Origin of the sequence: Thermaerobacter composti, from assembly GCF_033582035.1 — a bacterium.
Taxonomy (GTDB): domain Bacteria; phylum Bacillota; class Sulfobacillia; order Thermaerobacterales; family Thermaerobacteraceae; genus Thermaerobacter; species Thermaerobacter composti.
Genome location: NZ_CP132508.1, coordinates 754,618 through 769,874, shown reverse-complemented (window position 1 = coordinate 769,874; position 15,257 = coordinate 754,618). Strand labels below are relative to the sequence as shown.

The 15,257-nt window shown below is 75.7% G+C and carries 7 protein-coding genes; 2 read left to right on the top strand and 5 right to left on the bottom strand.

Features of this window, described 5'->3' with window-relative positions; translation table 11 throughout:
• Window positions 1-455 precede the first annotated feature (455 nt).
• Window positions 456-2,036, bottom strand: a complete 1,581-nt coding sequence (locus tag Q5761_RS03050; RefSeq protein ID WP_318751154.1) for a nucleotide sugar dehydrogenase — start codon at window positions 2,034-2,036, stop codon at window positions 456-458.
• 489 nt (window positions 2,037-2,525) lie between these two features.
• Window positions 2,526-4,247, bottom strand: coding sequence for an MFS transporter (locus Q5761_RS03045; protein ID WP_318751153.1), 1,722 nt, complete (start codon window positions 4,245-4,247; stop codon window positions 2,526-2,528).
• A 158-nt stretch (window positions 4,248-4,405) separates the two neighbouring features.
• Here Q5761_RS03045 and Q5761_RS03040 point away from each other — a divergent pair, with 158 nt between their 5' ends.
• On the top strand, window positions 4,406-6,244 hold the full coding sequence (locus tag Q5761_RS03040; protein WP_318751152.1) for a spore coat protein: 1,839 nt from the start codon (window positions 4,406-4,408) through the stop codon (window positions 6,242-6,244).
• A gap of 178 nt (window positions 6,245-6,422) precedes the next feature.
• On the opposite strand, the gene Q5761_RS03035 is transcribed toward Q5761_RS03040, so the two are convergent.
• Window positions 6,423-6,740, bottom strand: a complete 318-nt coding sequence (locus tag Q5761_RS03035; RefSeq protein WP_318751151.1) for an AbrB/MazE/SpoVT family DNA-binding domain-containing protein — start codon at window positions 6,738-6,740, stop codon at window positions 6,423-6,425.
• Between the two features lie 711 nt (window positions 6,741-7,451).
• Here Q5761_RS03035 and Q5761_RS03030 point away from each other — a divergent pair.
• Window positions 7,452-12,467 carry a glutamate synthase-related protein gene (locus tag Q5761_RS03030; protein WP_318751150.1) on the top strand — a complete coding sequence of 1,672 codons (5,016 nt, stop codon included), beginning with the start codon at window positions 7,452-7,454 and terminating at the stop codon, window positions 12,465-12,467.
• A 366-nt stretch (window positions 12,468-12,833) separates the two neighbouring features.
• Here the strand turns inward: Q5761_RS03030 and Q5761_RS03025 are convergent, their stop codons facing one another.
• Together Q5761_RS03025 and Q5761_RS03020 are read right to left on the bottom strand one after the other, a co-directional pair.
• The gene (locus Q5761_RS03025) at window positions 12,834-14,348 is read right to left on the bottom strand and encodes a carboxylesterase/lipase family protein (protein WP_318751149.1); all 1,515 of its coding nucleotides are present in this window, start codon (window positions 14,346-14,348) and stop codon (window positions 12,834-12,836) included.
• A 442-nt stretch (window positions 14,349-14,790) separates the two neighbouring features.
• A complete protein-coding gene (locus Q5761_RS03020) occupies window positions 14,791-15,195 on the bottom strand; it encodes a helix-turn-helix domain-containing protein (RefSeq protein ID WP_318751586.1) in 405 nt (134 codons plus the stop codon).
• Window positions 15,196-15,257: the final 62 nt, after the last annotated feature.

The window sequence follows — 15,257 nt, the reverse complement described above, 5'->3', positions numbered from 1 at the left end:
GGCACGACGGGGGTTGGCGGCATCACGCGGAGGGTCGGCCTCGCCTCCCCCGTCCGACGTCGGATCGGCCTGGCCGGTGGGGTGGAGGGCCCCCCCGCCACCGTCGCGAGGGCCGGCCTGCCGGCCCGCATCACGGGAGCGGTCGGCCGCGTCTCTGCCGTCGCAGGGAGGGGCGGCCGGCCCGCCCGCATCCCGGGGCGGGTCCTCGACGGAACGGCCGTGCCCCCGGTCGCCGGCATCGGGAGAGCGGCCGCCCCTGCCTCCGGCGTCGCCGCTTCGGCCGAGGTCGCCGCGGCGGCCGGGACCAGGGGCGCGCTCCGGCCCGTTGGCCGCGGCCCCAGCGCCACCGGCCGCGGGCCCCCCGCCGGGCACGGGCGCACCCGCGCCGGCAGCCGGTTCGTCCCGATACACGGCCCCGGCCGCCCTAGCGGACGCGGCCAGTCCCCGGCGCACCTTCACGGGTCGACCCGCACCCCCGGGGCATCCAGCGCCACCGCGGTCGGCCCGCCGGGCGACTGCGCACCGCGGCGGCCCTTGCCGTCCCCCAGCACGTGCACCTCGAACCCTGCCGCCCGCCAGCGGGCGTGGTCCAGGTGGTTGCGGGTGTCGAGCAGCACGGGCTGGGCCACCAGCTGGCGCAGCGCCGCGGGGTCGATCTCGCGGAAGCGGTCGTGGTCGGTGACCAGCACCAGGCAGTGGGCACCGCGGGCGGTCTCCTCCAGCGTGGCGTTGGGCAGCGCGCCCCGCCGCACCAGGGGGTCGTAGGCCGCCACCTCGAAGCCGCGGCTCTGGAGGATCCTCGCCAGCACGTACGCCGGCGATTCGCGGCTGTCGTCCGAGTTGCCCTTGTAGGCCAGGCCGAGCAGGCCCACCTTGGGCGCCCTGCCCCCCGGGCGTCCGGTCCCCGCGCCGGCCTCCTCCGCCGGGACCCCCGCGGATGCGGCCTCACCCAGGGCGCCGGAACCCGCGGCCATGCCGGCACCGGCCGCCACCCCGCCCTCCGCTGGCCGCATCCCGCCGACCGCGCCCCTCCCGGCCCCGTTCCCAGGCACCGTCGCCGCGTCACCCGGCGTCGCGTCGCCCGGCGCCGCGCCGGACCCGGGAAGAGCCACGTCGGCACGGGCACCGACGCCGAAGCCGCGCCCCAGGGTCAGCTGCTCGATGCGCTCCGCCACGACGACGGGCATGCGGTCGTTGGTGGTGCGGGCCTGCCGGATCAGGGCGGTCTCCAGGGGCGCCCGCTCGACGATGAACCAGGGGTCCACGGGGATGCAGTGGCCTCCCACCCCGGGTCCCGGCCGGTGGACGTTGACCCGCGGGTGGAGGTTCGCCAGCTCGATGGCCTCCCAGACGTCGACCCCCAGGCGTTCGGCGGCGAGGGCGAACTCGTTGGCCAGCGCGATGTTGACGTCGCGGTAGGTGTTCTCCATGAGCTTGACCAGCTCGGCGGTGGTGGGGTCGGTGACGCGGATCTCGCCCCGCACGAAGGTGGCGTACAGGGCCCGAGCACGCTCGGCGGCGCGGGGCGAGTCGGCGCCGATCAGCCGCGGGTTGCTGGGCAGCTCGATCAGGATGCGCCCGGGCAGCACCCGCTCGGGCGAGAACACGTAGTCGAGGCCGGGCACCCGGGCCTCGATGATGGGACGAACCAGCCGCTGCAGCGTCCCCGGCGGGACCGTGGACTCCAGGATCACCATCTGCCCGGGCCGGGCCACCGCTGCGACCATCTCCGCCGCGCGGCGCACCGCCGAGAGGTCGGCGCCCCCCGTCTCCCGGTCCAGGGGGGTGGGCACGGTGAGGATGTACACGTCCCGGCTCTCCAGCCGCTGGGTCACCCGGAACCGGCCCGAGGCCAGGACCTGGCGGAGCAGCTCGGGCAGGCCGGGTTCCTCCACGGGGCACTGGCCGGCTTCCAGGGCCGCCACCAGCTCGGGGTTGATGTCGACCCCCAGCACGTCGACGCCAGCGCCGGCGAAGAGCAGCGCGGTGGGCAGGCCGACGTACCCGAGGCCGATGACGGCGATCTTCTCGGGCATGGATCCATCCTCCCTGGCCATAGGGTTACGGTCCGCAGGGCGGCCCATTGGCCAAACCTTCTCCATTCGTTGCACACCCGGGGGACCGGCGGCAAGGGTGGCCGCTTCCGGCGGCACCGGCGGCGCAGCGCCGCTGCCCGGCCGACCGGAGGCCGGTTCGCCCCCTGTCCGCACCCCTCCGCCCGCTGGCAGGCGCCACGCCGGCCCCGTCACCGCGCCGGCACCCACGCCGCGAGGCGGAACGAGGGGTCGGGGCCCGCGGGCCTCACGGCAGCGGAGCGGGGGTCGGGGTGCGGGGGGACGGCGGCCGGGCGTCGGGGGACCACGCACAAGGGCCGGACACCCGGGGAGCCGGGCGGCCGAGGGGCCGGGGGCCGAGCAGCCGGAGAGCGCGGGCCGAGGGCCGGAAGACCGGAGCCCGCGGGCCAGGCGGCCGGGCGATGGAGGTGCGACGGGACCCGGCAAGGGCGTCCCGCGGACGCCCGCGCCTCACGGGAGAGCGGAGCCGCCCCCCGCCCCGGCGGCGCCCATGCGGTTCGCCGCCCACCACCCGACGGCGAGAAAGGCCACGCCCACCGGGAAGAACGCGGCCCATCCCAGCCGGTCCACCGCCGCACCGTACACCGGCGGCGAGAGGACGCCCGCAAGCCCGATCACCAGGTTCCAGAGGCCCGTGTAGGTTCCCGCCGTCCCGACGGGAGCCAGGTTGATCAGGATCGGGTAGGAATTGGTCATGAGCAGCGCCCAGCAGAGGCCGGCCACGGCGAACAGGACCGGGGCCACGGCGGCGGGCGGTTCGAAGGCCAACGCGAGGAAGGCCAGCACGATGCCGGCGGCGCCGATCCGGATGGCGCGGAGCCGGCCGATGCGGTCGCCCACGATGCCCGCCGGGATGGAGAACAGGATGAACGGGGCGGCGAAGTACCCCAACATGAAGGTGGCCTGCACCTGGGTGAGGCCGAGGTGTTCCGTGCCGTAGCGCGTGAACATGTTCTGGGCGCCGTTGACGGCGGCCACCCAGGCCAGCGCGGCGAGGAGCAGCCAGAAGGGGCGGCGGTCCCGGTCCACCAGCACGTGGGCCAGGGCCACCAGCAGGTGGCCTCGCTCGGTGGGTTCCTCGGCCTCCGTCCCCTCCCGGGCGGCACGGGCCGGTTCGTCGGCCGCCGGCTGCCAGGCGGCGCCGGCGATCGCGTCGGAGGGCGCCGGCTCCGGGACGGTCCGGGTCCCGCCCTCGGTGGCCGTCCGCCCCGAGGCGTCCACGGCCGGTGCGTCGGGTTCCCTCGGCTCTGGGGCGGCCTGAGCCGGGATGTGGGGACCCCCCGGCCCTGGGGCGGCGTGAGCGGGGGTGCGGGGATCCCCCGGCCCTGGGGCGGCCTGAGCGGGGGTACGGGGATCCCCCGGCTCCGGAACGGGCCGAGCGGGGGTGTCGGGAGCCCTCGGCGTCTGGGCGGCCGGGGCCGGCCTGCCGGGGGCCGCCGGCGCCGGTCCGGCCGGAGCCGGTTCGTCCGACGGTCGGGGCGATGCGGGCTCGGGCCCCCCTGGGGCCGTCCCGTCCGTCCCGGCCGTCATGCTGCCGTACTCGTCGGCAGGCCGCGTCCCCTCGCCGACGGCGTACCGCGCCAGCCGCCGCTCGGGCAGGGCCAAGGCCACCGCCAGCAGCGACGCCAGGACCAGCAGGGCAGCCTGGTCGAAGGGCAGGACGCGGGAGCGGTCGAAGGAGGGCGACAGCACGAAAATCGCCAGCAGCGCCCCCAGGCCGCCCATGACCATGATGATGCCGTTGGCGCGGGCGCGCAGCGCGGGGGGCGTCACGTCGGGCATCAGGGCCACCGCGGGGCTGGAGTAGATGCTGATGCCCACGTTCATCAGCAGCGTGGCCAGGAGCAGCGGGAGCAGGCCCTGGGCCCGGGGCAGCAGGACCAGCCCCAGAGCGGTCAGCGGCACCCCTATCAATAGGAAGGGCATCCGGCGGCCAAGGGGCGTCTGCACCCGGTCGCTCAGCGCCCCGAAGTACGGCTGCACCGTGAGGGCGGCGATGTTGTCCAGGGTCATCACCAGGCCGATCAAGGCGTTGCTGGCCACGTAGGCGCCGTAGAAGTTGGGCAGGTAGGCGTTGTAGAGCGTCCAGACCACCTGGGTGCCGAGATAGCCGCTGCCCAGCACCGCCACCCGCCACCAACCCGCCCACCGGGCCGCCGTCGCGCTGCTCACGCCCCGGTCCCCCCGTCGTCCCACGCCCCTGCGTCGTCCGCCGTCGCCGACGATCCCGCTCCAGAAACTGCTATCCTAGGCGTTCGCCGCCGCGAACACGCTTCCTCTTGAAGGGGCAAGCCGCCACGCCACCGGGGCGGCGACGAGGAGGGGGAAGGGTGCAGCGCACGGTCCACGAGGCACTGGAGCTGCGGGACTTGATCGTCGCCTGTGAGACGGCGGCCAACAAGCTGCTCCACGCCGTTAGCACGGTCCGCGATCCCGACGTGGTCCAGATGCTGGGCGCCCACGAGCGGACCTTCCGCCAGCAGAGCCACCAGCTCAAACTGGCGCTGAAGGGCGAGAGCGGACTCTACGGAGCGGGGGCCCATCCCGCCGGTGGAACCGGCGTAGCCGGGCCGGCCGGCCCGGCTACCTTCGGCACGCCGGGGGTGGCGACGGGGGTGGGCGGCCCGGTCGCCCCCGGCGGTCCGGGAGGGCCGGGCAGCCCCCTGGGACCGGCCGGAGCGGCAGCACCGGGTGCCCCGGTCCCACCGACCGGCTGGTCTGCATCGGGGGGCCCTGGCGCACCGACCAGCCCAGCAGCACCGGGGGGCTCGGCCGCACCGACCGGCCCGGCAGCCCCGGCAGGCTCGGCAGCGCCGGCCGGCCCGTGGGGACCGGGGCCGGTTCATCCCGCCGAGGCCGGCGGGTCACCGGGGTACCCGCCCACGGGGCCGGGGACCTACAGCTACCGTCCGTCGGCGGCGTCCCCCGACCACCGGTACCCCGCGGGCGCCGACGGCCGGTCGGGGCCGCCAACCGCAGGGCAGGCCGCGCTCTCGACGGGGCCCTCCGCCGGTGCCGGGCCGGCGAGCCGGCCCGGCGACGCCCCAGGCGACCCGTGGCGTCCGATCCGCGGCGGCGGCCCGGAGGGCGGCCGGCCGGGCCAGGGCGGCGACGTCACGCGCCACGCGCTCCGGGCGGACCGTCCCGAGCTGGTGGGGTGGGAACCCGGCGCCGGCAACAACGAGGGCTGGCAGGCCGGGGCGCGGCGCGAGCCGACGGGCCTGACGGCCGCGGTCGAACCCCGTCAGACCCCGGCGCCCTACGCCCCGGGCGCCGGCGGCCCCGTGGCCCCCGGCAGCGTCACCGCCTTCGACGCGCCAGGCGGCGGCACGATGGCCGATCCGGGGGCGGGCGGGCCCGGTCGGGACCGTGCCGCATCCGGGCGGGCCGGGCGGGCCGATGCCGGAAGCCCCGGGGTGGCCGGATCCGGCGGCACCGTCCGCTCGGACGGGAAGGACGCGGAGGCCTTCACCGCGGTGCGCCCCGTGGGCTACGGCCCCGGCGCGGCCCCGGGGGAGGCCGGGGGCGTGGCGCGGGGGCGGGAGGAGCCGACGTTCCGCGGCCACTGGGCGGCGCAAGGCGGGCCGCAGGGACCGGGGAGCGAGGGCGTCCGCTACGATTCGCCCCGCGTCGGGTTCCGGGCCGAATGGTCGCCGGCCCCGTGGACCGGCCCGGCGGCGGGCTCCCCACCGGTGGGATCGCCTCCCGTCGACGCGCCGGGTGCCGCGGTTCCAGGGCCCAGGCCGGGGGCGACCGAACCCGCCCAGGCGGCCGGGGTCCGGCTGGTCGACCCCGACGCCCTGGCCGTCGCCGATTGCCTGCAGGATTGCAAGCACCTCGCCCTGCGCATGGTGGTCGCCGCCACCGAGGCGTCGGATCGGCACCTGCGCCGGACCCTGTACCAGATGGCGGGGCAGCACCTAGAGATGGCGGAGCAGCACTACCAGTGGTTGCGCGGCCGCGGCCTCTACACCGTGCCGCCGGCCACCCCCGACCTGCTCCGTCAGCTGGAGGACGACCTCCGGCGCGCAGGACAGGCCGTCCGGGTGCTCCCCGCCGTCGCCGGTGAGGCGGCCGGCGGTCCGGGTGGCGCGGTCAACACGGACCTGGCCGGCTACCCGTCGGGCGGGCTCAAGGGCGCCTTCGGCGGCCAGCAGATCCGCGACTAGGACCGAGGCTGGGCCGGCGGGCATCGCCGACGGGCCGGGGTACCTGCCGGCCCGTCTCGTGTCCGTACACCGTGGGCCGCTCCATCCCGCGCGGACGCCGCCCGCGCCGCCATGGCGGCCCCCGCCCGCCTCGCCGAGGCGCGCCCGCTCCCCTCAGAGACGCCCAGGACCCGGACGCTTAGAGGGCACCCTCGACGGGCATCGACCGCGCTCGGGCACGCGTCAGCCCCGATGCCTCACCGTGGCGCTCACGCCATCGCTCCGCCCGCTGACGCTGGGCTTCCCGGCGCGCGCCCTTGGGATTCACCTCACCTCGGCTTGGGAGCAGGCCGATGATGCTCGGCAAGTCGCCCCCCGGCTCCGGGACAGGCTCGAGGATGAGCCGCCCCCTTTCCACATAGGCGAGAAGGACGGAGTTGTCCCCGATGCCCAGCTGCTCTCGAAGCACCTTGGCGATGGTGATCTGGCCGCGCTCACGCACCCGCAGCAGCTCCATGACAACCCCCTCCGGCGATTCGTCGAGTTGTCACACCCATCGCAGCCCGTTCGACCAAGGCGCCTGCCGCCCCCTCCCTGGCGCTGCCCGCTCTTGCGGACCACTCACCCGCCAAGGGCTGCCGCTCACGCCCGCCGGGCCACCGCTGGCGGCACGGCGGCAACTCTTCCACCGATCGGCCGCCCGCTTTGCAAGTTGACCATCATAAACTTTCTTAACGATTGCTTGACGGGGTACCCGCGGACCGTATAATCATGCCTAAATATTCGTTGCCGGCGGTCCCTGGACGAACCGCCCGGGGCACAGCGGCCAAAAACCCGAACGATCCCTATCCCATTTCCCCAAACAAACCGGAAAAACGTAGGCGATTCTACCGAACGATTCGACGTCGACCGATCCCGCGCGCCACCCGGGGTCATGCAATCCGGTGAATATCCCGGCCGCCGGCCCGGCGTTGCGGCCGATCCTCGGCCGGCTGAGGTGCAGGACGAATGCAATGAAACTTGCAAGTCAAGGGCCGCCCTGCACCCGGACCCCGCAGGCGCACCGGACCGCGCCGCCGCCGCGGCTCCGCGGCGGTGCGTGAAACCCACCCCGGCGGCCGGCGAACCCGGCGGCGAGCCGAGGGGTGGACCCAACCCAGGCAAGGGAGTGGACCCGACCCGGGCAAGCCGACGGGTCGACCGACGGGCCAACCAAGGAGGAGTGCCGATGCACCCGCATCCACGCGACCACCGACCGACCCTGGACGGGGGCCATGCGGCGGGGTTGCCGCCCGAGCATGACGCCTGCGGTGTGGGCTTCGTCGCCACCCTCTCCGGACGACCCGACCCCACGCTGTTGGCCGTGGGGCTCGAAGCCCTACGCCGCCTGCGGCACCGGGGCGGGGTGGCCGCCGACGGGCGCACCGGCGACGGCGCCGGCGTGATGACCGAGATCCCCCGTCGCCTGCTGGCGCGGGAGCTGGCGTCCCGCGGCGTCCGCCTCCCCGCGGAGGACGACTTCGCCCTGGCCGCCTGCTTCTTCCCCACCGCCCCCGAGGCGGAGCGCCGCGCCCAGCGGCTCCTCGAGGAGGCCTGCCGCCAGCAGGGTCTTGCGGTCCTGGCCTGGCGCCCCGTGCCCGTCGACCTCGACGCGCTGGGACCCATCGCCGCCGCCAGCCGGCCGGCCCTGTGGCACGCCGTCATCGTCCGGGGGCCGCGGGTGGCGCCGGGCCTCGCCTTCGACCGCGCCCTCTACCTCGCGCGGCGCGCCTTCGAGCGCCGGGCCGCCGCGTTCGTCCAGAGGGAAGGGCGGGACGGGGCGCCGGCGGCCGGGCCGGCCCCGGCGGGCCTGCGCAAGCCCTACATCGCCTCCATGTCGTCGCGGACCGTGGTGTACAAGGGGCTCGTCATGGCCGGCGACCTCGACCGCTTCTACCGCGACCTGCGGGATCCCGACTTCGCCACGCGGTTCGTGATCTTCCACCAGCGCTACAGCACCAACACGACGCCCACCTGGGAGCGGGCCCAGCCCTTCCGCCTGCTGGGGCACAACGGGGAGATCAACACCCTGCAGGGCAACGTCAACGGCATCGCCGCCCGCGAGCCGTGGCTGCGGGTGCCCGACTGGCCCGAGCTGGCGCCGGCGGCGGTGGCGCCGGTCATCGACCCCGAAGGCTCCGACTCGGCGATGCTGGATAACGTCCTCGAGCTCCTGGTGCTGGCCGGCCGCGACCCCCTCCACGCCCTCCTGATGCTGGTGCCCGAGGCCTGGGAGAAGGTGGCCGACCTGCCCCCGGCGCTGCGCGACTTCTACCGCTTCCACGCGTGCCTGACCGAGCCGTGGGACGGGCCGGCGGCGCTGATCTTCAGCGACGGGCGCTGGGTGGGGGCGCGGCTCGACCGCAACGGGCTGCGACCCCTACGCTACACCGTCCTCAAGAGCGGCCTCGTGGTGGCCGCCTCCGAGGCGGGCGTGCTCGACGCCGAGCCTGCCGACGTGGAGGAACACGGCAAGCTCGGCCCCGGCCAGATGATCGCCGTCGACCTGGCGACGGGCCGGTTCCTCCGGGATGGGGAGGTCAAGGCGGAGGTGGCGGCCCGCCGGCCGTACGGGCAGTGGGTGCGGCAGATCGTGCGCTATCCGGACGAACCCGGTGCGGAGGACGCCGCGCCGGCCTCGGGGGGGACGGGACCTGGAGCCGGACCCGCCGGCGATGGCGCCGCCGGTGCATGCCCGGCGGGCGGGTCGGCCGGGGTCGCAGGCACCGACCGACGGGAGGCGGCGGATCCGTGCCCCGGCGCCCTCGCCTCCGCCCCGCTCCCCCCGCTGGCCGCCTTCGGCTGGACCCGGGAGGAGCTGACGGTGATCGTCCGGCCCATGGTGGAGTCGGGCAAGGAGCCCGACGGCTCCATGGGCGACGACACGCCCCACGCCGTGCTCTCCCTGGTGCACCGGCCGCTGCACCACTACTTCCGGCAGCGCTTCGCCCAGGTGACGAACCCGCCCATCGACCACCTGCGGGAGGAGCTGGTGTTCTCCCTGACGGTGCGGTTGGGCCGGCAGCCGAACATCTTGGTGGAGGAACCGGCCCAAGCCCGGGTGATCGAGCTGCCGGGGCCCGTGCTGACGGCGGAGCAGATGGCCTGGCTGCGGCGGCTGGGGCGGCTTGCGCGGACGCCGGGGATCCGCCTCGCCGAACTGCCGATCCTCTTCCCCGCCACGGGGCCCGATGCCCTGGAGCCGGCCCTGGAGCAGCTCTGCCGGCGGGCGGAGGCGGCGGTGGACGCCGGTTCGTCCGTCCTGGTGCTGACGGACCGGGGCGTCGACGCCGACCACGCCCCGATCCCCGCCCTGCTGGCGGTGGGTGCGGTCCACCACCACCTGCTGCGGGTGGGCAAGCGGGCGCTGGCGTCCCTCGTGGTCGAGAGCGGCGAGCCCCGCGACGTCCACCACTTCGCCACCCTGGTCGGCTACGGCGCCGCGGCCGTGCACCCCTACCTGGCCCTGGCCGTCGCCCGGGAGCTGGGCGGGGCCGACGGCGAGGCGAACTTCATCCGGGCGGTGGAGGGCGGCCTCAAGAAGGTCATGTCGAAGATGGGCATCTCCACCGTGGACGCCTACCAGGGGGCGCAGATCTTCGAGGCCATCGGGCTCGATCCGGCGCTGGTCGAGCGCTGCTTCACCGGGACGCCCTGCCAGGTGGGCGGCAACGGGTTGCGGGAGCTTGGGGAGGACGTGCTCTACTGGCACCGGCAGGCCTTCGCGGCGGCCCCGGCGCGGGAGGCGGGCCGCGGCGGGCCAGGCCGCGGCGCCACCGGCGACGGGCCAAGCCGTGGCGCCGCCGGTTCGTCCGGGAAGGAACCGACGACGGGCCGGAGGCGAGGGGCCACGACCGGCAGCGGGGTCCGCGAGCCCGCGGCAGCCGGCGACGGGCTGGCCGACACCGCCGCCGACGGGTACGGGTTCTTCAAGTTCAAGAAGGACGGCGAGCTGCACGAGTTCAGCCCCGAGGTGGTGCGGGCGCTGCACGACGCCGTGCGGGCGCGGCCGGGGGTGCTGGACGGCGACTTCCTCGCCACCTACGAGCACTATCGCCGCTTCAGCCGGCTGGTCCACGACCGGCCGCCCAGCCAGCTGCGGGACCTCTTGGACTTCCGCTCCGACCGGGCGCCCATCCCGGTGGAGGAGGTGGAGCCGATCGAGGCCATCGTGCGGCGCTTCTCCACCGGGGCCATGTCCGTGGGCGCCCTCTCGCCCGAGGCCCACGAGAACCTGGCCATCGCCATGAACCGGCTGGGGGCCCGGTCCAACTCCGGCGAGGGCGGCGAGGACCCCGCCCGCTACGGGACCGAGCGCAACAGCGCGGTCAAGCAGGTGGCCTCGGGGCGCTTCGGCGTCACCCCGGCCTACCTGGCCTCGGCCGTGGAGATCCAGATCAAGATGGCCCAGGGCTCCAAGCCCGGGGAGGGCGGCCAGATCCCGGGCCACAAGGTGACGGAGCTGATCGCGCGGCTGCGCCACACGGTGCCGGGGGTGCCGCTGATCTCGCCGCCGCCGCACCACGACATCTACTCCATCGAAGACCTGGCCCAGCTGATCTACGACCTCAAGCAGGCGAACCCCGAGGCGCTGATCTCGGTGAAGCTGGTGGCGGAGACCGGGGTGGGCATCATCGCCGCCGGCGTCGCCAAGGGGTACGCGGACATCGTGGTGATCAGCGGCCACAGCGGCGGCACGGGATCGTCGCCCCTGAGCTCGATCAAGCACGCGGGCCTTCCGTGGGAGCTCGGCCTGGTGGAGACCCAGGCGATGCTGGTGGCCACCGGCCTGCGCGGCCGGGTGACGGTGCGGGTCGACGGGGGCCTGAAGACCGGCCGGGACGTGCTGGTGGCGGCCCTCCTGGGCGCCGACGAGTACTCCTTCGGCACGTCGGCCCTGGTGGCGGAGGGCTGCGTGATGGCGCGGGCCTGCCACACCAACACCTGCCCGGTGGGCATCGCCACCCAGGCCGAGCGGCTCCGGCAGCGGTTCCCCGGCACGCCGGAGCACGTGATGAACTACTTCCTCTACATGGCCCAGGAGGTGCGGGAGCTCCTGGCCGGGCTCGGGTACCGCTCGCTGGATGAGGTGATCGGGCGGGCGGACCTCCTGGTCCAGCGGCCCTCCCCCCTGCCGCGGGCCGAGCGCATCGACCTGGGCCGGCTGCTGGTGCCGGCAGGTCCCCCGGCGGCGGCGCGGGCGGAGGCGGCGACCGCGGTGGACGAACCCGGCACCCGCCGGTCGGGCGCCAAATCGTCCGCGACGGCCGAAGGGGACGAACCGGCCGCGGCGGCCGACGCCGGCCCGCAGCCCGTGCCCCTGCGCCGCGTCCAGCTGCGCAACCCGCTGCCGGAGGACGACAATCTCGGCCGGCGCATCGCCGCCGAGCTCGCCCCCCTCATCCAGCGGCGGCGGCCCGTCCGGCGCCGCTACGCCATCCGCAACACCGACCGCACCGTGGGGGCGACGGTGGCCTGGGAGATCGCCCGGCGCTACGGCGACCAGGGCCTGCCACCGGGCACGGTGCAGCTGGCCTTCCACGGCGTGGCGGGCCAGTCCTTCGGCGCCTTCTGCGTACGCGGCCTCCACCTCGAGCTGACGGGCATGGCCAACGACTACGTGGGCAAGGGCATGGCCGGCGGCGAGATCGTCATCCGGCCGCAGCCGGGGACGCCGACCGATCCCGCCCGCAACGTGCTGGTGGGCAACACCGTGCTCTACGGGGCCACCGGCGGCGCCCTGTTCTGCGCCGGCGCGGCGGGCGAGCGGCTGGCGGTGCGCAACAGCGGCGCCGTGGCGGTGGTGGAGGGGGCGGGCGATCACGCCTGCGAGTACATGACGGGCGGCACGGTGGTGATCCTCGGCCCCACCGGACGCAACCTCGGCGCCGGCATGACGGGCGGCACGGCCTTCGTCTACGATCCCGCGGGCGCCCTGGCGGTGCGCCACCACGCCCCCTCGGTGGAGCTCTTCCGGCTGACCGAGGTGCCCAGCGCCACTGCCCAAGAGGCCGCCCGGGAGAGCCTGCGCCAGCTCGTGGCCATGCACGTCGACCGCACCGGCAGCGCCCGGGCGCGGGAACTCCTCGCCCACTGGGAGCAGGCGCTCCCGGCCTTCTGGTGGGTCGTGCCGCGGGCCTCGCGGGAGCGGATCTTCCAGGAGACGGCGGCGGTCCTGCCGGCGGTGGCCGCGGGGCTCGATTGAGGGTCCCGCCGCGGTGGCCGCGGGGCTCGCTTGAGGGCCGGCACGCCGAGGCGCCAGGGCGCCTCCGGCGCACGAGCCCGGGCCAAGGCCGCCCAGGGGCCGCCCACGATGGCGGGGACGCCGAGGAAGCCACGGCGGCGCCGCACCCCGCCGGGCGGCGGGGTGCGGCGCCGCGGGGACCCAGCCGGGCGGCGGGTCTCCCGTGCCGAGGCAGCCGGAGCCTGCCCAGAGGTTTGACCTGGATTGCGGTGCGCGACCTGCGGCCGGCGGCCGGACACCCGGCCGCCGCCGCTCCCCCCTGATGCGCGCCGACAGCCGGGCCGGAGAGGACCCCGGCCCGGCCCCTTTTTTGGGGATGGCCGGCGTTCAAAGGCCTGCAGGCACCGAGGCCCAGACCTCCCGTTCCTCACGCCAGGGGTCGCGCTCGACGCGGGGCTCCCGGTCGAAGACCATCACGGCCCGTTCGTCCCGATCGTAACGGGGCCATGGGGGAAGGCCGTCATGCTGCGGATCCCCCTGGCGGGCGAAGGCGATCCACGCGCGGTGCATCATGCGGGCGACGTCGTACCGCTCCGGCGCGGTGCCGGTGAATCGGTCGGCCCCGGCCCGGTCCAGGTTGTTGAACACGAACGGGATCTCTAGGGCGTGGCAGGCCCCCAGCACGCCGCCCAGCACCGGGGTCTCGAAGTCGAACCGATAGGCCCACACCGGTGCCCCCACCTGCGCCTGGGCGTCGGCGGTGGCCAGCATCCCGCGGACGAACACGGCGTAGCTCATGAGCGGCAGGAGCCGTCGACCCAGCGGCCCCTGGCCCCGCCTGCGGTAGAACTCGATCAGCCGCCCCGCCGCCGGTCCCACCACGGCCTCCACCTGGCGGCGCAGCGCCGCCTCGTCGTCCCCCAGCCACACGGGGTCCTGGAGCGCGAACAGGTTGTACTCGTCCTTGGTGACGCCCGTCAGCACCGCCACGTCCCGGGCCGCGCCCCGAGCGAGGGCGTTCAGCGGGTGCTCGGGCAGCACGTGGCCGTCCACCACCGGCCCCAGGGGCAGGCCCGGCCCGAGGGCCGCCACCGCCTCGACCCAGGCCCTGGCAGGCAGGTCGAGGAGGGCGCGCCGGTCGCCGGGTTCGACCCCCGCATGGCGCAGGACCCTGGCCGCTACCCGCGCCGCGGATTCCCGCGTGCGCACCCCCAGGCCCCCCGAGCCGCTCTGCAGGATGGCCCGCCGGAACAAGCCCCGCGCGGCCGGGGCCGCCAGCAGCACGCCGACGCTGCCGGCCCCGGCAGACTCGCCGAAGATGGTGACCTGGTCGGGATCGCCCCCGAAGGCGGCGATGTTCTCCTTCACCCAGCGCAGGGCGGCGATCTGGTCGAGGATGCCGAGGTTGCCCGAGCCGGTGAAGTCGGACCCGAACGCCTCCTCGAGGTACAGGAACCCCAGCGCACCGAGGCGGTAGTTGACGGTCACCAGCACCACGTCGCCCTCGCGGGCGAAGGAGGTGCCGTCGTACCAGGGGATGGATCCGGCGCCCGTCAGGTATGCGCCGCCGTGGATCCACACCATCACGGGGCGGCGGCCCTCGGGGGAGGGTGACCAGATGTTGAGGTAGAGGCAGTCCTCATCCTGCGGCAGGGTCGCGCCACCGGTCAGGTTGCTGATCAGCCGGTCGTCCGGCTGGACCGCGGCCGGGCCAAAGCGGGTGGCATCGCGCACACCGCTCCACGGCTCCGGGGGCTCAGGCGGGTGAAAGCGCAGCGCGCCGACGGGCGGGCGGGCGAACGGGATCCCCTTCCAGACGCAGACCGCGCCCTCCTTGCGGCCCCGGACGGCCCCGTAGCGGGTCTCCACCACCACCGCTGACGCATCGGGGACGCTGGCCACCGAGAATCCCCTCCTCCCACGGGTCGGACTGGCCACGGGTCGAACTGGCGATCCCACCGCTTCATGGGATCGCCGGGGACTTTCGCCGACGAGGGGACGAGGCCTGCCGCGTGCCTTCAATCGCAAACCGCCCACCACGCCCCTCGCGGCTACCCCGCGGCGGGGCCGGCGGGTCGTGGCCTCAGCCGGCTGGCGCCTCGGCGCCGGGCGGGGGCACCGCCTCCGGGGCCCGCCCGTCCGCCGTTCGTCCGGGAGCGCTCCTGCACGGGACCCGTCCGCCCGTTCGCGCGGGAGGAGCTCCTGCACGACGGCCCGTCCGCCCGTTCGCCCGGGAGGAGCTCCTGCATGCCCGGCCGCCGAGGCGGGGCCCCGGCCCCGGGGCCCGGGCCGGGCGCCCGGGGGCGCGGTGTCCCGCGCCCGGCGGAAGCGGCGTCCGCGGAGCCTACGGCGGGGACGCCGCCTCCCCCGCCGCCTGCCCCTCCCGGCTGGCCGCTTCCGCTTCCGCGGGCTCGCCCCCTTCGTCAACCGGATGGGAGTCCGGGATGTCGTCGCACCAGCGGTCGGCCCACGCCTGGATGGCGGCCACCACCGGCTCCAGCGCCCGTCCCTTCTCCGTCAGCTCGTACTCGATGAGCACGGGCCGGGTGTCGTGCACGTGCCGGGTGAGGATGCCGGCCTCCTCCAGCTCCTTGAGGCGTTCGGAGAGGATGCGATCGCTCATCTCGGGCAGGCTGGCCTTGAAGTCGCAGAAGCGCTTCTTGCCGCTCATCAGCACCCGCAGGATCAGGCCCGTCCACTTCTTGCCCAGGATCTGCACGGCCTGCTCGTAGCGGGGGCAGACTTTCACCGGATCCAACGCCGGGACCACCTCCTTTCCCCTGCCCGGCCGCTCCGCGACGGGAGCGAGGG

What these genes read in the sequence shown, in the direction of transcription:
- Q5761_RS03050 (WP_318751154.1), bottom strand. Translation starts at nt 2,036, where the DNA reads ATGCCCGAGAAGATCGCCGTCATCGGCCTCGGGTACGTCGGCCTGCCC.
- Q5761_RS03035 (WP_318751151.1), bottom strand. Translation starts at nt 6,740, where the DNA reads ATGGAGCTGCTGCGGGTGCGTGAGCGCGGCCAGATCACCATCGCCAAG.
- Q5761_RS03030 (WP_318751150.1), top strand. Translation starts at nt 7,452, where the DNA reads ATGCACCCGCATCCACGCGACCACCGACCGACCCTGGACGGGGGCCAT.